The organism is Marinobacter santoriniensis NKSG1, assembly GCF_000347775.1.
Taxonomy (GTDB): Bacteria; Pseudomonadota; Gammaproteobacteria; order Pseudomonadales; family Oleiphilaceae; genus Marinobacter; species Marinobacter santoriniensis.
Genome location: NZ_APAT01000030.1, coordinates 41,399 through 64,026, shown reverse-complemented (window position 1 = coordinate 64,026; position 22,628 = coordinate 41,399). Strand labels below are relative to the sequence as shown.

Here is a 22,628-nt window from a genome sequence, read left to right as displayed (position 1 = left end):
CCCTGTCAGGCTTTGTCGAACACCAGGGTGTGGTCCTTCACCGTTCCCCGGATGGTGTCGCCCGGCGCGAACTCACCCTGCAACAGTTTCTGCGCCAGCGGGTTTTCGATGTTTCTCTGAATTGCCCGCTTCAGGGGTCGCGCACCGTATACCGGGTCGTACCCGACTTCCGCCAGCAGATCCATCGCTGCGTCATCCAGCTCCAGCTTCATATCCTGTTCCTTCAGCCGCTTGCTGAGGGACTCGATCTGGATGCTCGCTATACCACGAATCTGATCCTCCGCCAGCGGGTGGAAGACCACCACTTCGTCCACACGGTTGATGAACTCCGGCCGGAAGTGCGTACCGACCACTTCCATAACCGCGTTTTTCATGGACTCGTAGTTCTCTTCACCGGCCTTCTGCTGGATGATGTCGGACCCTAGGTTCGAGGTCATGACAATCACGGTGTTGCGGAAGTCCACGGTCCGTCCCTGACCATCGGTCAGACGACCATCCTCAAGAACCTGAAGCAGTATATTGAAGACATCCGGATGCGCCTTCTCTACCTCGTCCAGCAAGAGGACGGAATAGGGGCGACGGCGCACCGCCTCGGTCAGATAACCCCCCTCTTCATACCCGACATAGCCGGGAGGCGCCCCGATGAGCCGGGCCACGGAATGCTTTTCCATGAATTCCGACATATCGATGCGAACCATCGCTTCCTCGGTGTCGAACAGAAACGACGCCAGAGACTTACAGAGTTCGGTTTTACCCACCCCCGTCGGGCCGAGGAACAGGAAGGAGCCGTTGGGCCGGTTCGGATCCGACAACCCCGCGCGGGAACGACGCACCGCGTTGGATACTGCTTCCACGGCCTCGTCCTGGCCAATAACCCGATCATGGAGCGCCTCTTCCATGCGCATGAGTTTGTCGCGCTCGCCCTCAAGCATCTTGGACACGGGAATGCCGGTCCACTTGGAGACGATCTCGGCAATCTCCTCATCGGTCACCCGATTGCGCAGGAGCTTCATTTCCATCATCTCGGCCTGGCTGGCCATATCCAGCTGACGCTCCAGCTCCGGGATCTTGCCGTACTGCAGCTCGGACATCTTGCCCAGATCACCGGAGCGACGGGCGTTTTCCAGATCGATCCGAGCCTGCTCCAACTGGCTCTTGATCTTCTGGGAGCCGTGGAGAGCCGCTTTTTCGGTGTTCCAGACCTCCTCAAGATCGGCGTATTCCCGCTCAACGCCGGCAATGACACCGGACAGCTCTTCCAGTCGCTTCTTGGAGGCCGCGTCGGTTTCCTTCTTCAGCGCTTCCCGTTCAATCTTCAGCTGGATCAGACGCCGCTCCAGACGATCAAGTGCCTCCGGCTTGGAGTCCATCTCCATGCGAATCTGACTGGCGGCCTCATCAACCAGATCAATGGCCTTGTCCGGCAGTTGCCGATCAGCGATGTAACGATGAGACAGCTTGGCAGCCGCAATGATGGCGCCGTCGGTGACTTCCACCCCGTGGTGAACTTCGTAGCGCTCTTTCAGCCCCCGGAGGATGGCAATCGTATCTTCCTCGCTGGGCTCACTGACCAGGACTTTCTGGAACCTGCGCTCCAGCGCCGCGTCCTTCTCGATATTTTCCCGGTACTCATCGAGGGTGGTCGCACCCACACAGTGCAACTCGCCTCGGGCCAGGGCCGGCTTGAGCATGTTTCCGGCATCCATCGAGCCTTCGGCTTTTCCGGCACCCACCATGGTGTGAATCTCGTCGATGAACAGGATGATCTGGCCTTCCTGCTTCGACAGCTCATTGAGCACCGCTTTCAGGCGCTCCTCGAATTCACCCCGAAACTTGGCACCGGCAATCAAAGCGCCCATGTCCAGGGACAGTACTTTTTTGTCCTTCAGTCCATCCGGCACTTCCCCGTTCACAATCCGCTGGGCCAGGCCTTCAACGATGGCCGTCTTGCCCACGCCCGGCTCACCGATCAGTACCGGGTTGTTCTTCCGGCGGCGCTGCAGGACCTGGATCGTGCGGCGGATTTCGTCGTCGCGACCAATCACCGGATCCAGTTTGCCCTCCTCGGCCCGCTCGGTCAGATCGATCGTATACTTGGACAGGGCCTGGCGGTTTTCCTCCGCACCAGCGTCGTCCACGGTCTCGCCACCACGGACCTCTTCGATTGCTTTTTCCAGCGCTGCCTTATCCACGCCCTGCTCCCGAAGGACTCGACCGAGAGTCCCCCGGTCCTCCAGGGCCGCCAGCAGCATCAGTTCGCTGGATACAAACTGGTCCTTTCGTTTCTGCGCCAACTTGTCAGCAATATTGAAAAGCCGGCCCATGTCGTTGGACATGGACACATCACCGGCTGACCCCTGTACCTCCGGCAGATTTTCGATTTCGCGGGCAATGGCCTGGCGAACCCGTCCGGGCTCTGCGCCTGCCTGCTTCAGCAAGGGCTTGATGGAACTGCCCTGCTGGTCCAGCAAAGCCTGCATCAGGTGCACTGGCTCGATGAAATTGTGATCCTTGCCGACCGCAAGCGACTGCGCATCTGCCAGCGCCGCCTGCAATTTGCTCGTGAGCTTGTCGATTCTCATAGATTCTTGTCCCCGATTCGGTGATTGGACACCTGGCGAACCCGCTCCGGGTTCAACGTATCCACATTGCTTTGACTTTAAATGTAGGGGCTAAGAAGGGGACTTCAAGAAGGGCGGCGACGATTTCGTCAGAAATTTGACGGTGGTCAGTTCATTCCATCCAGATCAACGTTGCCATACGACCGGTCTGCCCATCCCGACGATACGAGAAAAACCAGTCCCGATCACGGACCGTACACAGGCTGCCGCCGGAAATGTTCTCGATGCCCCGCCGCTGCAGCCGCCGGCGCGCCAACTCATACAGATCCGCCAGGTAGTGACCGGGACGGGCGCCAGTTTCGGAAAACGCCGCTTCGTCGCCCTCGGAGCAGCCGATAAAGGCGTCGCGAACTTCGGGCCCGACCTCAAACCGCTTGGGCCCGATAGCCGGCCCCATCCAGGCCCGGAGCTCAGAGGGGGCTACTGCCATCGCCTCAACGAGATTCTCGAGCACGCCACTGCACAGACTTCGCCAGCCCGCGTGAGCCGCGCCAACAATGCTTCCCTGTCGGTCCGTGAGCAGGACCGGGAGACAATCGGCGGTGAGAATGACGCAGGCAACCCCCGGCGCTCGCGTAAAGCTGGCGTCGGCATCCGGGCACTCCGCCAGGTTAGTCGACGTCAACTCCACCACCCGATTCCCGTGGACCTGGTTCAACCAACCAAACTGATCACACTCGAGCCCGGTAAATCGGGCCAGACGCTGCCGGTTCTCGTCCACATGCTCGGGATCGTCGCCCACATGGGCTCCCAGGTTCAGAGAATTCCACGGCGGTTGACTGACCCCTCCCTGACGGGTCGTGCAGAGTGCGTGAATGTTCTCCGGACCGGACCAGTCCGGACGAAGGACCGTCTGTTCAGAAATCATGACTTTCCATTTCCCGACGATGCTGTCGCAGGGCCTCCAGCAGGTGCTCCATATCGTCAGGCAGAGGCACCTCCCAGGTCAGGATCTCGCCGGTTTCAGGATGCTCCAGGGTCAACTGCCGCGCATGGAGCGCCTGACGCTGAAATCCGGCCAGCACCTCGCGTAAAGACTCGGTGGTTCCCTTGGGCAATCGCATCCGCCCCCCATAGAGCGGATCCCCCACCAGAGGATGTTTGACGTGTGCCATATGTACGCGGATCTGGTGAGTGCGGCCGCTCTCCAGCTTGCAACGGATGTGGGTATGGGCGGCAAATCGTTCGACCAACCGGTAGTGCGTGACCGCGGGCTTGCCACTGGACACCACCGCCATTTTCTTGCGCTCTCTCGGGTGACGCCCGATCGGGGCGTCCACGGTAGCCCCGCCGGTCAGCGTGCCGACTACGACAGCATCGTACTCCCGGCCCATGGTGCGGGTCTGCAACTGATCCACCAGTGACGTGTGTGCGATCAGGCTACGGGCGACGACCATGATACCGGAGGTATCCTTGTCCAGCCGGTGCACAATGCCGGCCCTTGGCAGGTTCTCCACCTCGGGCGCGTAATTGAGGACGGCATTGACCAGGGTTCCCGCCGCATGCCCTGCCGCCGGATGGACCACCAGTCCGGCCGGTTTGTTGATCACCAGGAGGTGTTCGTCCTCGTAGACCAGATCCAGTTCGATATCCTGCGCTTCCCAGCTCACCTGAACCTCAGGCTCCGCGTCCAGGTCGATGACATCATCCATCATGACTTTGTCGCGGGGTTTGCGTTTCTGGCCGTTGACGATGAGCGCTCCGTCCTTGATCCAGGTCTGCAGCCGCGAGCGCGAATGCTCCGGCATCAGCTCAGCCACAGCCTGATCCAGGCGGCGATCACTGAGTTCGGGAGGAACGACAAATCGGGCGGTAATTCGGTTCTCGGATGACATCAAGCCCCCAGGGCCGGTGTGTTACGTTTCGGTCAGATTTCGGCAATCGAGTGAGACTGCCTCTGCACATGCGGTGTCTTCCCCGCTACAATGGCGGTCCTCGACACATTTTTCGACATTATACGGGATTCCGGCATGAGATCAGTTGTTCGTTTGCTGCTGCTGTCCACCCTGGTGGTGATGATCAGCGCCTGCGCCACCAACAAGCAGGAGGAGGTGCTGCCGGAAAAGACCTATTACGACAACGCCCGGGAGGCCATGAATTCGGGTAATTTCAACGAGGCCGAAAAAAATCTCGACGCTCTGGAGACCTATTATCCGTTCGGCCGCTACGCCGAACAGGCACAGCTGGACGTGATCTATGCCCGGTACCAGAACCTCGATCTTGAAGGTGCCCGCGCCGCAGCCGACCGCTTCCTCCGCCTGAACCCCCAGAGCGAACATGCCGACTACGCCCTGTACATGCGAGGCCTCGCCTCCTACAACCTGGATATCGGGCTGGCCCAGCGCTACTTTCCGATCGACGTGGCGGCCCGCGATCCGGGCGAGCAGAGCCAGGCCTTCCGCGACTTCTCCGAGCTGCTGAACCGCTATCCGGACAGTGATTACGCCGCCGATGCCCGGCAGCGCATGGTCGCAATCCGTAACCGGCTGGCCAAACTCGAGATCTTTGCGGCCCGTTATTACATCAAACGACAGGCCTACCTCGCGGCGAACAACCGGGCACGCTATGTGGTCGAGAACTATCCGACGTCACCGTCAGTGAAGGAAGCGCTGATTATCATGGCTGACACCTACCGGTTCCTCGGTCTGAAAAAGGGTGCCAGCGATGCCATCGCTCTGCTCAAGAAAAATTACCCGGACAGCGATGCGTTCAATGACAAGGGTGAATTTGTGGCGGACGTCCTGAAGCGGGAAAACCGTTCTCTCACCAACGTGGTCACCTTCGGCCTGATGGGCGACGAGTCGCAGCAACCTTCCGACTGAATTCATACCGTGCATCCAGGGTCAGATGAAGATTTCATCTGACCCTGACCACTGGCTACTTGCCACTCTTCCAGGCGTTGGTGATCGGATACCGCCGGTCCTTACCGAACCCCCGTTCGGTGATTCTCACGCCGATCGGCGCCTGGCGTCGCTTGTACTCGTTGAGATCAACCAGCCGCACGGCCCGCTCCACATCGGCCCTGTCGAACCCTTCTGCGATAATCGCTTCGGCGCTGAAATCCCGCTCCACGTAGAGATTCAGGATCTGGTCGAGCACGTCGTAGCCCGGCAGGCTGTCCTCGTCTTTCTGGTCCGGCGCCAGCTCAGCCGACGGCGGACGAGTGATTACCCGCTCCGGGATAACGGGAGACTGGCTGTTGCGATAGTTTGCCAACCGGAAGACCAGAGTCTTGGGCACATCCTTGAGCACATCGAAGCCACCGGCCATGTCCCCGTATAGCGTGGAGTAGCCCACTGCCATCTCGCTCTTGTTGCCGGTGGTCAGTACCAGGGAGCCAAACTTGTTTGACAGGGACATCAGCAGGACTCCCCGCAAACGGGCCTGCAGGTTCTCTTCGGTGGTGTCCGGCCGGGTGCCTTCAAAGGGTTCGGCGAGCGCTTCCATGAACGAATCGTACATGGGTTCGATGGAGAAGACGTCGTACTGCACGCCAAGCTGCCGGGCTTCAGCCTCGGCATCCTCCAGACTCATACTGGAGGTATACCGGAAAGGCATCATGACAGCCCGGACCCGGTCCTTACCCAGGGCGTCTACCGCCACCGCAAGCGTCACGGCGGAATCGATCCCCCCGGAAAGGCCCAGCACCACTGACCGGAACCCGTTCTTGTTGACGTAGTCCCGCACCCCCATCACCAGCGCCCGGTAGACGTTCGCCTCAAGGGAGGGTTCGGCTGGCAGCGGCTGGGACACGGGCTGACAGTGATGCTCCCAGAGGAACTCCACCGGGTATAAACCCTCGGAGAACTGGGGGGCCTCCACCGTCAGCACGCCGGAATGATCGTAGACCATGGAGCCGCCGTCGAAGACCAGCTCGTCCTGCCCGCCCACCAGATTGACGTAGACGATACTGACCGAATTTTCCCGGGCCTTGCGTTCGAGCAGGGCCTTGCGGCGGGCCTGTTTGTCGATGTCATAGGGCGAGGCATTGAGGTTAAGGACAAGACGCGCTCCGGCCGCTGCGCAATCCTCCACCGGCCCATCCTTCCAGATATCCTCGCACACGGTAATGCCGACGGGCACGCCGCGAATATCCAGCATCAGCACCTCGGTGCCTTCCGCGAAATAGCGTTTTTCGTCAAAGACCTGGTAATTGGGCGGGAAACGCTTGAAGTACCGGCCGATTATCTCGCCACCGTCTATCACCACCGCACTGTTGAACAACAATCCGTTATGACGCAGAGGCACACCGATCACGATGGCCGCTCCCAGCTGCGCTTCCTTCAGCGTCTCCATCGCCTCGGCGACGCGCACATCCAGGCTCGGGCGCAGCAACAGGTCCTCTGGCGGATAGCCGGTAATACAGAGCTCGGGAAACACTACGATGTCGGCCTGATGCTCACGGATCGCGCGCTGCGTCGACTCTATGACCAATTGGGTGTTGCCGGGAATATCACCAACGAGGAAATCCAGCTGGGCCATAATGACCCGCAATTTACGAGCGGTCGAAGGGAAAACGGAAGAGCTCCCGGAGGAGGGCATAGATCGGCTCCTGTAACTCATTGCCATGAAAAGGCTATTATAACCACGGGACAGGGGGATTTCCTCTGGTCAAAGAACGATGAAAGGCAATCATGACAGTCCACAATCCCGTCAAAACCGGCGCATTTCCTTCTCCCGCGCTCTTGCAGCAGGCCAAGCTGTTCCGCATTTACAATCACTACCGGCTGGTGATCAGCCTGATGTTGGCCGGGCTGCTGTTCGTCGACCCGGGCACGTTTGACGCCCGGTTCCGCTGGCAGGACTACTATCAGGCCGGTGTCGTTTCCTACCTGGCCCTGAACGGATTCTTTGCGCTGATCCTCATGGCCGGCTTTCAGGTCAGCCAGCGACACATCACCCTGTCCATCCTGCTCGACATCCTGATCATTCATGGCCTCCTGCTCACCAGCACCGGGATCACCAACGGCCTGGCCAACCTGGTGATCGTTTCCGTGGCGGCGGGAAACATCCTGACGCCAAGCCGCCTCGGCATCTTTTACGCCGCACTGGCCGCCATCTGCTCCCTCGGGATCTCCGGGTGGGCGGTCCTCTCGATGAACGGCCATGCGGATGACATCGTCCGGGCTGGCTCTCTGGGCATCCTCTACTTCGCCGCCGCCTTCGTGCTACAGAACATTTCCCGGCGCATGATTCGAAGCGAAGCGCTCGCAAACTCCCGCGCTCGAAGCATTGCAGAGCTCGAACAGATCAATCGCCAGATCATTCAGCGGATGAGAACCGGCATCCTGGTACTGGATCGTTACGGGCAGATTCGCCTGGCCAACGCCGCCGCGGAAGAACTGCTGTTCGGCACCATAAGCACAGACACGGATCTGCCGCGGTCACGCACCCTGCCCCAACCACTCAAACTGGGTCTTGAGGCCTGGCTGAAAGATCCAAGGATGCGTGTAGAGCCGTTCCAGTCTGCGCCCACCTCTCCGCTGCTGCAGGCCAACTTCACGCAACTGGATCAGGAACGGGGCGATCACATTCTTGTGTTCATCGAGGACATGAGCAAGGTAACCCAGCAGGCACAGCAGATGAAGCTGGCCTCGCTGGGGCGCCTCACCGCCGGGATTGCCCACGAGATCCGCAATCCGCTCGGCGCCATCAGCCACGCAGCACAATTGATGGAGGAGTCCCCACAACTGGATGACGGAGACAGGCAGATGCTGGACATCATCCGGCGCCATTCAAAACGGGTGAACGGCATCATCGAGAATGTCCTCGACCTCTCAAGGCGCAAGACCGCCGACGCCGAACTGGTGGATTTGCCGATCTGGCTCCAGGAATTCCGCCGGGATTACCTGCAGACTCAAGATGAGGAGTCCGGCCCCTCATCCATCGAACTGGAGATCGACCCGGACCTGCCCGCCGCACGCTTTGACAAGAGCCAGGTCGAGCAGGTGCTGGTCAATCTCTGCGACAACGGACTGAGGTACAGTGAACAGCAGACGGGCTCGCGAAAGCTGTCTCTGCACGCCGGGGCCACCGAGGACCGCCACAGGGCCTATCTGGATGTCCGGGACTTCGGGCCGGGCATTGCCCCCGAAGACCGGAGTTCGGTATTTGAGCCGTTTTTTACCACCGACAAAAGCGGGACCGGACTTGGCCTTTATCTGGCCCGGGAACTGTGCGAGGCTAATCAGGCCCACCTGTCCCTGGTCGAGGATGGACAACAAGGCTGCTGTTTCCGAATCACGTTTGCACATCCCGGGCGGATGATCTGAATTTCGGGCCCGAACACGGGCGGGCGTCTGAAACACGACATGGAACCGATTAGAAACAATGACAACCCACACCGCACTGATTGTTGATGACGAACCGGATATCCGGGATCTTCTGGAAATCACCCTGACTCGCATGGGTATCGAGACACTGACAGCCCCGGATCTCGCCTCTGCCCGGGTCCTGCTCGAAAAACACCAGCCTCATCTCTGCCTGACCGACATGAATCTCCCGGATGGCAACGGCATCGACCTGGTGGGCTGGATACAGCAACACCTGCCCGCAACGCCGGTCGCCGTGATTACCGCGTACGGCAACATGGACACGGCCATCGAATCCCTGAAGGCGGGCGCGTTCGACTTCGTCTCCAAGCCGGTCGAGCTCCCTCGTTTGCGGGAACTGGTAAACAGCGCACTCAGACTGTCCGAGCCCCGAAAAGACGATGACGACACCCGGGACGAACCCGGCCTGCTGCTGGGCAACTCTCCCGAGATCCGAAAACTGCGCAACCAGACACGGAAACTGGCGCGTAGCCAGGCCCCCGTATTCATCAGCGGCGAGTCAGGGAGCGGTAAGGAACTGGTTGCCCGCATGATCCATTTGCAGGGCCCTCGACGGGACGGGCCTTTCATCGCTGTAAACTGTGGCGCCATCCCCTCGGAGTTGATGGAGAGCGAGTTTTTCGGCCACAAGAAGGGCAGCTTTACCGGCGCGGTGGAGAACAAGGCCGGGCTGTTCCGATCCGCTGACGGAGGCACCCTGTTTCTGGACGAAGTGGCCGACCTGCCGCTCGCGATGCAGGTCAAGCTGCTCCGCGCTATTCAGGAGAAAGCCGTACGACCTGTGGGTGACACCAAGGAAGTGCCGGTGGACATCCGAGTCCTGAGCGCCACCCACAAGAATCTGCCGGAGTTGGTTCAGGAGGGCAACTTCCGTCAGGACCTCTTTTACCGGATCAACGTCATCGAACTGGCTGTTCCGCCACTGCGGGCGCGCCCGGACGATATCCCCCTGTTGGCGGAGCACATCCTGGGGCGTATCGCCCGGGAGTACGAGTGCGATCCGGCGACCCTGACGGCCGGGGCCATTGAACGACTCAAGCACTACGACTTCCCGGGGAACGTCCGGGAACTGGAGAACATCCTCGAACGGGCATTCACCCTGTGTGACGATGACCGCATCGATGCGGAAGACCTGCATCTTGGTAACGGCGTCGCGCCTGCGCCAACGGGTGTCACACAGGCCGATAGTGGTGAGCCCAACAGCGCGCCGGTCCCGGAGGGCGAGATTGATCTGGAAGGGTACCTCGAATCCATCGAACGGCAAGCCATCGAAAAGGCACTGGAGGCCACACGCTGGAACAAGACAGCCGCGGCCAAGCGTCTGGGTATCAGCTTCCGGGCACTAAGGTATCGCTTGAAAAAGCTTGGGATGGAGTAACCATCCCGACACCGGGATTGAGAAACCGATTCCGGCGCCAGGTCGCGCAATGCATTAGACTGAACCGCGGTCTGTGGCAGGAAGCCACTCCGCGCAAAAAAATTGAAACGACACTGACAAGGAATGTCTATGACACGCACTCGGAGCCCGGGCGCGGGCTTTACCCTGCTTGAACTGATCATCACCATTGCCATCCTGGCAATCCTTTCAACCTTCGTAACCCAGGGCTGGAACCGCTGGATCAGCCAATCGAGGCAGCGGGCACTGCTGGACGATTACCACGCGATCTTTGCCTACGCCCGCTGGACGGCCGCCAGTACCCACAGCCTGGTGACGCTCTGCCCTCTCTCTGACCAGAACCGCTGCGTCGACGATTGGACTCGTCCGGTATCGGTCTTCACCGATCGGAACAACGACAAGAAGCCGGATCACGACGAAATCCTGCGGAGCCTGGCGCCGGATTTCGGCACCTTTTCCCTGCGATCCAGAACGGCGGGCCGTGGCTATTTCCAGTTCAACGAAAAAGGCATGACCCACGGCGCCATGGGTAGCCTGGTGCTCTGCCCCCAGGATCCTGCCACCGGCACCATGACCTACATGCCCGTCAACCTGGCCGGGCGATTCCGGGTCCAGTACGATCAGGACGCCGATGGCATTATCCGGCTTTCCTGGGGCGGCAAGATTTCCTGCTGACAAAAAAGGCCGGCCCCGAGATCTGGGCCGGCCTTTGTCATCATTGACCCGGAGTCACTCTTCCCAGTCGTTCTCTCCGGTTCCAAACCCACCGCTATTGTCCTGATCCCAACGACGGGCGCCGGTGGAATCCAGCTCCAGGATCCCATCTCCGGCCTGACCGCCCTTGGGCGTAGCTCTCAAGGTGTAGGAATTGGCGTCAGCCGCCGAAATGGTCAGGTCGTAGAACTTGTTGTTCCCCTCCAGTGGCGCTTCGTCCGCAAACATGGCAGGCGCTCCCGTATCGACGCCACCGCTGGCGGCGCCTTCATAAGAGTTATTGGACGCATAGTACCGTTCCATGGCTGCGGAAAACTCCATCAACGCACCCTGGGCGTCCGCCCGCCGGGTGCGTTCCACATAGTCCTGATAACTCGGGTAGGCGAACGCGGTTATCACGCCGATAATCGCCACGACGATCAACAATTCAATCAGCGTGAAACCGCGTTGCTTGTGCTCCATCAAACGCAAGGTTTAATCCTCATACCAGTAGGTTTCGACCACGCCTTTTACCGTATCGATGGTCTGGCACTCGGTGCCGACACAGACCACGTCGGTATCGTCCACACGCATCCGTTGCGGATTGGCAGGCAGTCCGGCGGTGTTGAGCTCCACCGGCCGGTCTTCCTTCGTAAGCTCATCCGCTGGTTTGTTGTCCGCGGTGTAGTAATTCCGAACCGCACGGCCATCCAGAACCGAAAGATGGTACAACCTGGAGGTGCCTGTCGAGGGGACACAGGGGTTGGTACTGGGTTTCGGCTCATAGCTGGTTATGAAAACCTCGTTGTTCACCGTGGTACTGGTGGACAGGACTTTCTCACCCGAGTTCGTAAGCTTAATGTACCAGCCGTCCGCCGCACCGAGAGCATGGGCAGCCGCTGTTCTCTCACTCGCATTTCCCTGTTGAATCAGGTTGGCCGTCGCATCGTAAAGGTTCGACTCAGTGATGGTGTCATACTTCACAACCGGATTCTTCGGATCACTGAGATCCAGTGGCGCCGAGCTGACATCCGGGATCTTCATCATATACATACGATCTTCAATGTCCGTGTTTAACGGATGCGCCTGATAGCCGGAACCAATGACGAGGCCCAGATAGCGAGCCCCTCCAATCTTGATCCCGAACAGATCGGGTGAATGGTAGAAACGCCGGGCATCGGCGGCACTGTTGTCGGACGCCAGATTGGCAATCCGTCCGCCTGTTGCAAAGTCTGTCAGCTTGTTGGTGTTGGTAAGATCAAACCGGAAGATCTGGCCACCCATATCTCCCACGTAGATCTGGTCGGCGAGACCGTCCCCGTTAATATCCAGAACTTTCGGCGACGCCGGAATACTGTACTTCATGTCCGCCAGTTCAAGGTCGGCGCCGCTGCCGCTTGGACCAGCCCACCATAGGAGATCACCTGTTTCAGCGTCCACGATATAGACAGCCCGGCCCTGATCGTCAACGGTGCGTACCGTGGCATTATCCTGATCGGGATCGTAACCCCCTCCAAAGATCAGGACTTCGTAGAGCTTGCCGCCAATATCCACTTTTGTTTTCACCGGCTTGGACCATGTCTGGCCCATCTCGGCGAAATCCGTTCCCGATACACCGCCTGTAATCGACCACAGCAGTTTGGGCGCCGAACGATCGGTTACGTCGAGAGCGTAGTAACTCTTTCCACCCCGGCGCATACCGGAGTAGATGTAAGCAAAATCTTTGTCGCTCGCGACTATCTTGCTGTCGTAATTATCATCGTGGACCCAACTGACCACCGTGCCGTCCATGCCATAGACCTTGGAAGAGGTCTCGGTGCTGTTCATCATGTCGGGCTGGTTTTTCAACAGCTCCTTCGGAATGAAGGAAAAATAGGTCTTGCCGGTTTTACCGCTGACGGCGTGGATATAGCCCTGATTATCGCCATAGTAGATGGTCACATCCTGAGACGACGGTGTCGGGTCATAAATCATCAGGTGTGGGACCGAGTGAAGCGGATCTGCCAGGAACTTGCGGGACTCGGTAGTATCACCATCCCCATCCTCGTCGTTGACATCAACACCGCGGGTCCACTGGATGACTTTGTCGAGATCCCCGGATGACATATTGCTGTCACCAAACAGGGCTCCGGTCAGATTGTTGTTGTTGGTGACAACCTGATTTCCGGTTTTGGACAAATCATCGGTATTCGATGCCAGATTGGAATAGACGTTCCGATTGGATGTCACGTCGGGTAACTGGGATGCAGCGCCGCCCTTATCCACGTTCTTTCCATCCGGTTTCGAACTCCACCAGCTTTGTGCGGAGTCCTTGAAGAACCCCGTGGTGTTGTCGATGGCAGCGTTTCCATTCGCGTCAACGATGACGGCCTCACGATCGCCGGTCGTTGCATCCGTCTGGATAGCCAGTTTGTATCGCTTCAAGTTGCCGTTCCAGACAGCCCCTTTCGCAGGTTGGAACAAAGCGTAGTAAAGCTCATCGAGATGGTTAAGACGGTCGAAGGTGTTCACCGCAATCCCTGGCGCCACATAGGTGGTAGATTGGGCGCGCACCTCCTGGTAAAAATCCGAAAACGCCTGGGTCAGAGTGGAGGCATCGTTGGCCAGATAATATTTGCCCTTACCTGCACTGGCCGTGTCCGACAACAGCTGCTGCTGACTCGCGAAGCCAACCGTGTTGGTATACACCAGCTGGTCCCCGGTCATGGAGGAATTCATGTCCTTGGTCGCCAGAAACTCAGCGACCTCGTCCAGACAGTTGCCGTTACTGTCCGAGCTGTTTTCCGAGCCGCACTTCTTCCCGATGTAGTTGCTGATGTACGAATCCGTGTCATCTGCGGTCGGGGCGCCATCGCTCAGGAAGATTACGTGGTTTTTCTGGCACTGGTATTTAACCGGTGATTTGTAGGTATTAGTGCTTGTCGTATCGAGAACCGAACTGATTGGATCGTCGTCATAAGCCACGGACTCGCCGCGAAAATAGCGAGCGGCCTCAGTCAGAGTCTCGGCCAGAGGTGTATTCCCAATAGGCGATAGAGAATTCACCAGATCTTTGAGATCGGACCTATTATTCTCGACCGGGATTGGCGGTGACATGACGTGGCCGCCACGCTCAGTCCCGTAATAGCAGTAACGGCTGTTACAGAAAACATCGACATTGAACTCCATGAGTCCAACATTCACACCCTGCATGTTATCAATCAGGTCGTTGGTAACCTCCTGAACGACCTGCATGCGTGTCTTTCCGGTATTTCCAACCTCAGTCCTCATACTGCCCGAGTTGTCAATGATGAACATGATGTTCGGCTTAACCTCAGCCGATGCATTCTGAGTAAAGAAAATTTCCGTATCGTCTGCGTACGCTGGGTTACTGAACGTGGCCGAGAAACTGACAGCAATCACCGCCAGAACCAGCCGGAAATCAAGAGACGTTTTCATTGGTCACCTCCCTCACCCTGAACCAATCCGATAAACGACACACGGTAGGCCATGTTGTTCGGATGATAGATATGAATGACGCCCGGAAGACCGCTGTAACCGGCCCGGTCGCTGCCTTCAATCCGTTTGCCGCCAGACTCCACGATCAGCTCCCGTGAGGGCAGGATAGAGCTGGACGGGCACTGGGGACAGCCTTTGGCACGAATTTGAACCACATCCCCATCTCCGTTTGTCACCAACTCTATTGAACTCGCTTCTACCGCCTCGTAAGGCGAATCGATAACGGTGCCGGTCGGCTCTTCTGCAAGGGCCCACCGCGCCGAAAGACAGCCAAACACCACTGCCAGCGCCAATGTTGACGAAGTAAACCACCTGTTCTGTCTCATCATGCCTATCTCCCTCCAGAGGCCTCGCCCCGGATCAGTAATACTCAATACCTTTAAATACCCGGGCTTCCGCACCGGTATTGGCCATAGCGGCTTCACCAATCAGCTCATAACGGTAACCTTTCAGCTGACTCGAACTCTCATTGGCGTCCATGGAGCTGCCGCTGGTGATAATGATTTCTCCAAGAAAACGGGCCTGGTAACTCCCGGTAATGCCATTGCCCGAGTCGAGATTGCTGACCGTCACCTTGCTACTTTCTCCACTGGAATTCTGCATGGATTCCCGAAGCAGACTCAGATCGTTAGCGTAAAGTTGATTGGTGAGGGCACTGACGGTGCTCTCTGCCGCCTGGAAGGCGCGATTCGAGTTCTGGGAGTTCACCGCCATCCGTTCCTGCATCACAGAGGTGTTCATACCGGCAACGCCAATCAGGGTCAGCACCAGCAAAACGATCAGACTGATAATTAAGGCAGCGCCCCGCTGATCGGATGGCATTTTGAATGTTCTGGAGCGATTCATAATTCGATAGCCCTTTCTGTGTTAATCCCGATTTCTGAGCATGACCGTGGATGTGAACGTGCGACGAATTCGTTGATCCTCCGGATGGGTCACAGCACCGGCTCCAGCTCCGGTTGTACGGACAACCGTTGCTCCCGGCAGATCATAACTGGCGGTATCTCCATCCCGGCGAACGTTATCCGGATCGCTGATGAGAAGTCCGACCCGCAGAGCAACAACACTTGCCATATCACCCACATTGTCCGCCGTCACGTAACGGATGTTGTTGCTGGGCAACAGTTCACCGTATTCGACCTGAAGGCTCTCGACGCCTTCCACGATCTCATCAACCTGGAAAGACGGGGTGGCGGTATTCAAGAGATTGTTCGTACCGCGGTAGAGCGCCCGTATGTCATTGCCTTGGGCATCGTCCCTCCCGGTATCCGCCACAAAATAGACAGTAGCCGAAAACCGCATTATCCGGGCGGAATCAGTGTAAGCCTGACTTAGCCGGTTGTCCGTATTTGTGCTATTCGCATGTGCCCAGGTATTGGAACTCGGATTACTGGTTATGCGGAAAAGATCTGCTGCCTCACAGTCGGAAATCAGAACGATGTCATTTTTGCTGAACAAACCAACATCCGAACCAGCCACTTGAATATTCGCATTGTCGGCCGTCATATTGCCGGTCAGCGTCACCTCAACCGACTCGCCTCGCTGAATAGCCAATACATCACTGCCGATTACTGCGCGGGCCTCAATCGGCGTTCCGTCGAATTCCGTACCATTGGCCCAGTTCGCGCTCGTTACTTCCCAGCCTCGCAGCGTTGAGTCGAAGAAATCCGAAGTTGGCGGATTCTTGGCAATAATATTCATAGTAACGTCATCAGGATCGGCACACCCCTGGAACCCCACCATGCGCAAGTCGTGAGCCATAATGTCGGTTCCAATCCGGCCGGCTTCCTGCACCCGGGCCAGAGACGTCGCGACCCGTGAGGTCCGGCTGGAATCCATATAGACCGTGAAGATGCCCAGAATGAGCGTGGCACTCAACGCCAGGGCGATCATCAACTCAATCAGTGACAGGCCACCCTGGCGGGTGGGTCGCATGGTTTCGAATACTGCCTTTTGATTCATATCCATCTCAAACCTCACAACGCCAGGCGGACCGAATAGGAGTTATCACCGGCGATGGACTCACCTGCGTCTCCAGCACGACTTGCTTCGTCCCACTGCACCGTAATGGTGTAGACATTGGTGCCCGCGTCATAGGCGATCGTGCCAATGCCACCCGGCACCATTGCCATATCGGCCCCCGTACCCTGAACCTGCAGCGTCCACTGGATCTGGTCGACAGTCACCTGGTTCGTCGGCGTGCATCCAGCGGCATCGCTGGCGCACGATGGCACAGTCGTGGAAGTGACGTTTGCCGTAGAGAAACCACCGTAAGAGCCACTCTCGGCCTCGGTACGATTCGCCCTCATTCGATCAGCCATATCGTAGGCGAGTATGCTCGCCTGGGTCCGAAGGTAGGCGCCCTGGTTGTTTCTCATCCCCTCGAACATCAGGCCGGCGAGACCCAACAGGCCGACTGCCAGAATGAACATGGTCACGAGAATTTCGATCAGGGTGAAACCACCCTGGTGCGACTGTCCGGGTTTAACGAGCAGGCGCCTGAGATTGGTTTGGGTAGGATTCTTGAACATCGCTCTCACCGTTACGGGCAGGTTAAATCAGCGCCATTGTTATCATTGAGCACACCGGCCGTCCCGCCAGTGTCCCGGGCAAGCCGTGTCTGTCCGGAAATATTCACAACAACGGCACGTGCCTCGGAAGCGCCACGGTCGTCACAGACGACGAAGGTGCCAGCGGCATTGCCGGTTGCGGAAGGAATCGGGAAACCATTGCTGGCAAACTGAACGTAACCGCCGCTGTCGCTCGTCAGATCCACGATCCGGAAGGTATTGCCACCGGAAAGGGCTCCGCCGACTTTCAGGATCTGATCGTCGCCCGCATCCACTGTGCGATCGCCGTCCATATCCCGGAACACGATCCAGCCGGTTTCCCAGGCTGCGTTACCACTGCAGGAAGCACTGTCTGTGGAGGAACAGACGGTAATCACCCCGGAGTCGAGCTTGGATGCCTCACTGCGTGCGTAGGCAATCAGGCTGGAAACCTCGTTGATCTGGGCCGTCAGGCGATTGTTCAGTACCGTCTGCTGGAACGACGGGACCGCATAGGATGCCACAATCGCGAGGATCACAATCGTGATGATGAGTTCGATCATCGTAAAACCGGTCTCACGGCGAATTCCAGGCATAACACTCCCCTATCTTTACCTGCTGACAGGTTAGGGGGCCGGAAAGCCAGAAACCAGCGTGAATCGACGAGCGGTTTGAGAGCGTTGATGAATGGTCGTTAATGGAGCGGCAAGGTGATCCCCGTCACATTTTGGAGACGGGGAAAAATATCAGTAGGTCGGTACGATTAACCCACATTGATCGCATCAATCCGCAGCTCCCTGGGCATGGAAAAGACAATATTTTCCTCCCGGCCTGCGATTTCGCGGGGCTCCTCGCCACCCAGGGCTTTGAGCCTGGCCACCACGTCGTTGACCAGCACCTCCGGTGCCGACGCGCCGGCGGTCACACCAATGACGCCCACGCCCTTGAGCCAGGTGGAGTCGATTTGCGAGGCCTCATCGATCAGATAGGCAGGGGTACCCATTCTTTCGGCGAGCTCCCGCAACCGGTTGGAATTGGAGCTGTTGGGCGAGCCCACCACCAGCATCAGATCACAGTCGTCTGCCAGTTGCTTGACCGCATCCTGACGATTCTGCGTGGCGTAACAGATGTCGTCCTTGCGCGGCCCCTCGATGCTCGGGAAACGGGCCCGGAGGGCATCGATCACACGTGCGGTATCGTCCATCGACAGCGTGGTCTGGGTGACGTAGGACAGGCGCTCAGGATCCCTGACCTGCAGTCGCTCGACATCCTGCTCATCCTCGACAAGGTAGATATCGCCGCCGTTACTGCGATCGTACTGCCCCATGGTCCCTTCCACTTCCGGATGACCATGGTGACCGATCAGAATGCACTCCCGACCGTCACGGCTATAGCGCATGACTTCCATGTGCACTTTGGTTACCAGGGGACAGGTCGCGTCGAACACCTTGAGGCCACGGCGTTCCGCCTCTTTCTGCACTGCTTGGGAAACCCCATGGGCGCTGAAGATCACCAGGGTATCGTCCGGAACCTCGTCGAGTTCATCGACGAACACCGCGCCACGGTCCCGGAGATTGTCCACCACGAATTTGTTGTGAACGACCTCGTGGCGAACGTATATGGGGGCGCCGAACACATCCAGTGCCCGGTTGACGATTTCAATGGCGCGGTCCACGCCTGCACAGAATCCACGGGGATTAGCGAGTCGAATTTGCATGATCAGTGCGCCGGTCCAACAGGTTCCACATCCAGAATTTCCACATCAAACTCCAGTGTACGCCCCGCCAGCGGATGGTTGAAGTCCACTTCAACTTCATCGCCTTCCACCCGGCTGATCACGCCGGGCAGTTCCTGCTGTCGTGCATCCGCGAAGGACACCACCACACCCTGCTCCAGCACCATATCGGCACTGAATTCGTGACGCTTGAACGTCTGGAGGTTGCTCGGGTTGTGCTGGCCAAAGCCTTTTTCCGGGGGCACCTCATAGGTTCTCCGGTCTCCGGCTTTCATCCCCATCAGGTAGGCTTCAAAGTTCTCCGGCAGATTGTCATCGCCGATTTCCAGCGTGGCCGGCTCCTTTTCAAACGTGGAGTCCACCACATCGCCATCCTTGATCTTCAGGGCGAAATGAAGAGTGACACGGGTCCCTTTGTCTACGGGCAAGTCTTTCATCGGGTTATTCACTCCTGTCGGCATCCTCGGCCTTGTGGGCAGAGTTACGGAACATGTCGAGAATCATGATACCGGCGCCAATGGTGATGGCGGTATCGGCAAGATTGAACGCGGGGAAGTGCCAGTCATGCCAGTAAAAGTGCAGGAAATCGACCACATAGCCGTGCACCACACGATCATAGACATTGCCAAGCGCCCCTCCCAGAATCAGCGCGATCGCCGCTGCCGTCCAGGTTTCATGGCGCTCCAGTTTGCGTAACCAGCCAATCAGGACAACGCTGACCGCCAACGCAAGAACGACAAAAAACCAGCGCTGCCAGCCGTCCGCTTCCGCAAGGAAGCTGAACGCCGCGCCGGTATTGTGAAGCAGCGTCAGATTGAATACGGGCAGAATCGGCACTGGATCGCCGTAGGACAGCATTGAGGAGGCCAGCGCCTTCGTGCCCAGATCCACCGCGATGACCAGCAGCGCCAGCCAGAGCCATTTCAGATTGGATGCCGGCGCTTTTTCCATCATCGCTGCATCCATCAGGCGAAGGCCCGGCTTTCGCCAGCGCCATCAACGTTGGTAACGCAACGACCGCACAGATCCGGGTACGTGTCGCTGGAACCCACATCCTCCCGATGATGCCAGCAACGTTCGCACTTCGGATTAGCCGCCGGCGTCACCTTCACGAGCAGTCCTTCGTACGCCGTCTGCTCCGCGCCGTCCGCTTCCGACACAGGCCGAACTGAAGCTTCAGAGGTAATCAGCACAAAACGCAGCTCCTCACCCAACCGCTTCAGGCGGCTTGCCAGTTCACCCTCGCAGTACAGGGTGACTTCGGCACTCAGGGAGCCCTTGATTTCGCCACGCCAGCGGGCTTCTTCCAGGCACTTGTTGACCGCTTCCTTGACGCTGTACAGCTCGCGCCAGTAATCGCGACCCAGCTCGAAATCTTCCGGCAGCTCCGCCAGCCCCTGGTACCAGGTTTCGTAGAACACGGTTTCACCGCGCTCGCCCGGCAGATGCTGCCAGATTTCGTCAGCGGTGAAGCTCAGGATCGGTGCAATCCAGCGAACCAGCGCCTCGGCAACATGGTACAGCGCGGTCTGGCAGGAACGCCGGGCCAGGCTGTCAGCCTGGGTGGTGTACTGCCGGTCCTTGATGATGTCGAGATAGAAACCACCCAGAGTCGCCTCGCAGAAGTTGTAGACCTTCTGATAGATCCGCAGGAAGGCGTAGTTCTGGTAGTCCTCGTTGAGCTCATTCTGCAGTTGCAGTGCCCGATCCACCATCCAGCGGTCCAGGGCAATCATATCCGCCGGTTCCACCATGTGCTGGGCTGGATCGAAACCGTTCAGGTTGCTGAGCAGGAACCGTGCGGTATTCCGGATACGGCGATACCCATCGGCGGTCTGGCGCAGGATGTCCTTGGAGACGGTCATTTCGCCGCTGTAATCGGTGGCTGCCACCCACAGACGCAGGATATCGGCACCCAGCTCGTTCATGACCTCCTGGGGCGCAATCACGTTGCCCAGGGACTTGGACATCTTCCGGCCCTTGCCGTCCACTGTGAAGCCGTGGGTCAGCACCTGCTTGTAGGGCGCCACGCCATTCATGGCGATGGAGGTCTTGAGCGACGACTGGAACCAGCCGCGGTGCTGATCCGAGCCCTCAAGGTACATATCGGCCGGGAACTGCCCCAGCTCCTCACGGACGCGCAACACGGATTCGTGCGTGACGCCGGAATCGAACCAGACATCGAGGGTGTCGAGCACCTTTTCATACTGGTCGGCATCATCACCCAGCAGTTCAGACTGATCGAGCTCGTACCAGGCATCGATACCACCGACTTCAATCGCCTGGGCCACCTTCTCGATGAGCCCCTGGGTGTCCGGATGCAGTTCCTGGGTTTCCTTGTGAATAAACAGGGTGATGGGCACCCCCCAGGTGCGCTGGCGGGAGATACACCAGTCCGGACTCTGCTCGAACATTGCTTCGATCCGGTTCTGCCCCCAGGCCGGGATCCAACGAACACCTTTGATGGCTTCCAGCGCATCCGCCCGAAGGTGGTGCTTGTCCATGCTGATGAACCACTGGGGCGTGGCCCGATAGATCAACGGCGTCTTGGTCCGCCAGCAGTGCGGATAACTGTGGCTGAACTTCTCGGAGCGCACCAGTTTACCCTCGCGCTCAAGGGCAGCGCAGACCGGCTCGTCCGCCTTGTAGACATGGATGCCGGCGAATTCACCGGCCGCCTCGGTGTAAGTGCCATCGGCCTTGACCAGGTTCAGCGTGCCGATGCCGTATTCCTTGCCCACCTCGAAATCTTCCATACCATGGTCAGGGGCGGTATGAACCGCACCGGTACCGGCATCGGTAGACACGTGGTCGCCCAGGATCAGCGGCACCTGTTTGTCATAGATCGGGTGGTTCAGCTGCAGATTTTCCAGCGCTGACCCGGCAACATTCGCCAGAACTTCGTAGTGCTCCACGCCCCAGCGGGCCATGATGCCTTCGACCATATCGGTCGCCAGGATCAGCCGCTCCGGGCCCTGACCCACATCTACCTGCACCAGGGCATATTCCAGATCCGCACCAAGCGATACCGCCTGGTTGGCCGGGATGGTCCATGGGGTGGTGGTCCAGATCACCACGGACACATCCCCCTCACCCCTGTCAGTCCCAAAGAGCGACAGAGCCCGCGCCTGGTCAACCGCCGTAAACCGGACATCGATCTGGGTGGATGTCTTGTCCTGGTACTCGACCTCTGCCTCGGCGAGTGCGGACTGACCCACCACACTCCAGTAAACAGGCTTGTAACCGCGAACCAGGTGACCCTTCGCGACAATCTTGCCGAGCGCACGAACGATACCGGCTTCAACCCTGGGATCCATGGTGAGATAGGGTTTATCCCACTCGCCCATCACACCCAGGCGAATGAAATCGGCCTTCTGGCCCTCGATCTGCTTGGCGGCGTAGTCGCGGCAGGCCTGACGGAAGGTCTTGTAGTCCACCTTGACTCCGGCCTTGCCGATCTCCTGTTCGACCTTGTGCTCAATAGGCAGGCCGTGGCAGTCCCAACCCGGCACGTAGGGTGCGTCGTACCCCATGAAACTGTGGGATTTGACGATCATGTCCTTGAGGATCTTGTTGACCGCATGACCGATATGAATGCTGCCGTTGGCGTAGGGAGGGCCATCGTGCAGGATGAACTTGTCCCGGCCTTCACGCTGCTTGCGCAGGGTGCCGTAGACGTCGAGATCCTGCCAGCGCTTGAGCATGTCCGGCTCGCGCTTGGCCAGGTTACCGCGCATGGGAAAGGCGGTTTCCGGCAGATTCAGGGTATGCTTGTAGTCGCTCATGGTATCTGTGCGTACTCTC

At 58.5% G+C, this 22,628-nt stretch carries 19 protein-coding genes; 4 read left to right on the top strand and 15 right to left on the bottom strand.

What is annotated here, in order from left to right:
• Positions 1-5 precede the first annotated feature (5 nt).
• The 3 genes from clpB to rluD all read right to left on the bottom strand — a co-directional run bounded on the left by clpB (position 6) and on the right by rluD (position 4,456).
• Entirely contained in the window at positions 6-2,582 is a 2,577-nt protein-coding gene (gene clpB, locus MSNKSG1_RS18470) for an ATP-dependent chaperone ClpB (RefSeq protein ID WP_008940820.1), read from the bottom strand.
• A gap of 151 nt (positions 2,583-2,733) precedes the next feature.
• Complete coding sequence (pgeF, locus tag MSNKSG1_RS18465; RefSeq protein WP_008940819.1) at positions 2,734-3,489, bottom strand: peptidoglycan editing factor PgeF; 756 nt, start codon at positions 3,487-3,489, stop codon at positions 2,734-2,736.
• Positions 3,479-4,456: a 23S rRNA pseudouridine(1911/1915/1917) synthase RluD gene (gene rluD, locus MSNKSG1_RS18460; RefSeq protein ID WP_008940818.1), complete on the bottom strand. Its 978-nt coding sequence runs from the start codon at positions 4,454-4,456 to the stop codon at positions 3,479-3,481. Before rluD ends, pgeF begins: the two co-directional genes overlap by 11 nt.
• A 135-nt stretch (positions 4,457-4,591) precedes the next feature.
• Here rluD and MSNKSG1_RS18455 point away from each other — a divergent pair, with 135 nt between their 5' ends.
• Positions 4,592-5,443 (top strand): outer membrane protein assembly factor BamD, encoded by an 852-nt coding sequence (locus tag MSNKSG1_RS18455; protein ID WP_040887099.1) that lies wholly within the window; start codon positions 4,592-4,594, stop codon positions 5,441-5,443.
• A gap of 55 nt (positions 5,444-5,498) precedes the next feature.
• Here MSNKSG1_RS18455 and MSNKSG1_RS18450 read toward each other — a convergent pair whose 3' ends face one another.
• On the bottom strand, positions 5,499-7,163 hold the full coding sequence (locus MSNKSG1_RS18450) for an NAD+ synthase (RefSeq protein ID WP_008940816.1): 1,665 nt from the start codon (positions 7,161-7,163) through the stop codon (positions 5,499-5,501).
• A gap of 92 nt (positions 7,164-7,255) precedes the next feature.
• Between MSNKSG1_RS18450 and MSNKSG1_RS18445 the strand changes: the two genes are divergently transcribed.
• From MSNKSG1_RS18445 to MSNKSG1_RS18435, 3 genes are all read left to right on the top strand, one after another.
• Positions 7,256-8,893, top strand: coding sequence for a sensor histidine kinase (locus MSNKSG1_RS18445; RefSeq protein WP_008940815.1), 1,638 nt, complete (start codon positions 7,256-7,258; stop codon positions 8,891-8,893).
• Between the two features lie 58 nt (positions 8,894-8,951).
• Entirely contained in the window at positions 8,952-10,331 is a 1,380-nt protein-coding gene (locus MSNKSG1_RS18440; RefSeq protein WP_008940814.1) for a sigma-54-dependent transcriptional regulator, read from the top strand.
• A gap of 129 nt (positions 10,332-10,460) precedes the next feature.
• The gene (locus MSNKSG1_RS18435) at positions 10,461-11,024 is read left to right on the top strand and encodes a GspH/FimT family protein (RefSeq protein ID WP_008940813.1); all 564 of its coding nucleotides are present in this window, start codon (positions 10,461-10,463) and stop codon (positions 11,022-11,024) included.
• A 54-nt stretch (positions 11,025-11,078) separates the two neighbouring features.
• Here the strand turns inward: MSNKSG1_RS18435 and MSNKSG1_RS18430 are convergent, their stop codons facing one another.
• The 11 genes from MSNKSG1_RS18430 to ileS all read right to left on the bottom strand — a co-directional run bounded on the left by MSNKSG1_RS18430 (position 11,079) and on the right by ileS (position 22,609).
• The gene (locus MSNKSG1_RS18430) at positions 11,079-11,525 is read right to left on the bottom strand and encodes a type IV pilin protein (protein ID WP_008940812.1); all 447 of its coding nucleotides are present in this window, start codon (positions 11,523-11,525) and stop codon (positions 11,079-11,081) included.
• A gap of 12 nt (positions 11,526-11,537) precedes the next feature.
• Positions 11,538-14,480: a PilC/PilY family type IV pilus protein gene (locus MSNKSG1_RS18425; protein WP_008940811.1), complete on the bottom strand. Its 2,943-nt coding sequence runs from the start codon at positions 14,478-14,480 to the stop codon at positions 11,538-11,540.
• A complete protein-coding gene (locus tag MSNKSG1_RS18420) occupies positions 14,477-14,869 on the bottom strand; it encodes a hypothetical protein (RefSeq protein WP_152638826.1) in 393 nt (130 codons plus the stop codon). The genes MSNKSG1_RS18425 and MSNKSG1_RS18420 overlap by 4 nt, the downstream gene beginning before the upstream one ends.
• A 31-nt stretch (positions 14,870-14,900) precedes the next feature.
• The gene (locus MSNKSG1_RS18415) at positions 14,901-15,362 is read right to left on the bottom strand and encodes a pilus assembly PilX family protein (protein WP_152638825.1); all 462 of its coding nucleotides are present in this window, start codon (positions 15,360-15,362) and stop codon (positions 14,901-14,903) included.
• A 45-nt stretch (positions 15,363-15,407) separates the two neighbouring features.
• Entirely contained in the window at positions 15,408-16,502 is a 1,095-nt protein-coding gene (locus MSNKSG1_RS19660) for a PilW family protein (RefSeq protein ID WP_319795857.1), read from the bottom strand.
• Between the two features lie 14 nt (positions 16,503-16,516).
• Complete coding sequence (gene pilV, locus MSNKSG1_RS18405) at positions 16,517-17,071, bottom strand: type IV pilus modification protein PilV (RefSeq protein ID WP_008940807.1); 555 nt, start codon at positions 17,069-17,071, stop codon at positions 16,517-16,519.
• An 11-nt stretch (positions 17,072-17,082) separates the two neighbouring features.
• On the bottom strand, positions 17,083-17,685 hold the full coding sequence (locus MSNKSG1_RS18400) for a GspH/FimT family pseudopilin (RefSeq protein WP_008940806.1): 603 nt from the start codon (positions 17,683-17,685) through the stop codon (positions 17,083-17,085).
• 167 nt (positions 17,686-17,852) lie between these two features.
• The gene (gene ispH, locus MSNKSG1_RS18395; protein ID WP_008940805.1) at positions 17,853-18,806 is read right to left on the bottom strand and encodes a 4-hydroxy-3-methylbut-2-enyl diphosphate reductase; all 954 of its coding nucleotides are present in this window, start codon (positions 18,804-18,806) and stop codon (positions 17,853-17,855) included.
• Between the two features lie 2 nt (positions 18,807-18,808).
• Positions 18,809-19,261, bottom strand: coding sequence for an FKBP-type peptidyl-prolyl cis-trans isomerase (gene fkpB / locus MSNKSG1_RS18390; protein ID WP_008940804.1), 453 nt, complete (start codon positions 19,259-19,261; stop codon positions 18,809-18,811).
• Between the two features lie 4 nt (positions 19,262-19,265).
• Positions 19,266-19,790, bottom strand: a complete 525-nt coding sequence (gene lspA, locus MSNKSG1_RS18385) for a signal peptidase II (RefSeq protein WP_008940803.1) — start codon at positions 19,788-19,790, stop codon at positions 19,266-19,268.
• Positions 19,790-22,609 carry an isoleucine--tRNA ligase gene (gene ileS / locus MSNKSG1_RS18380; RefSeq protein WP_008940802.1) on the bottom strand — a complete coding sequence of 940 codons (2,820 nt, stop codon included), beginning with the start codon at positions 22,607-22,609 and terminating at the stop codon, positions 19,790-19,792. The genes lspA and ileS overlap by 1 nt, the downstream gene beginning before the upstream one ends.
• Positions 22,610-22,628 lie beyond the last annotated feature (19 nt).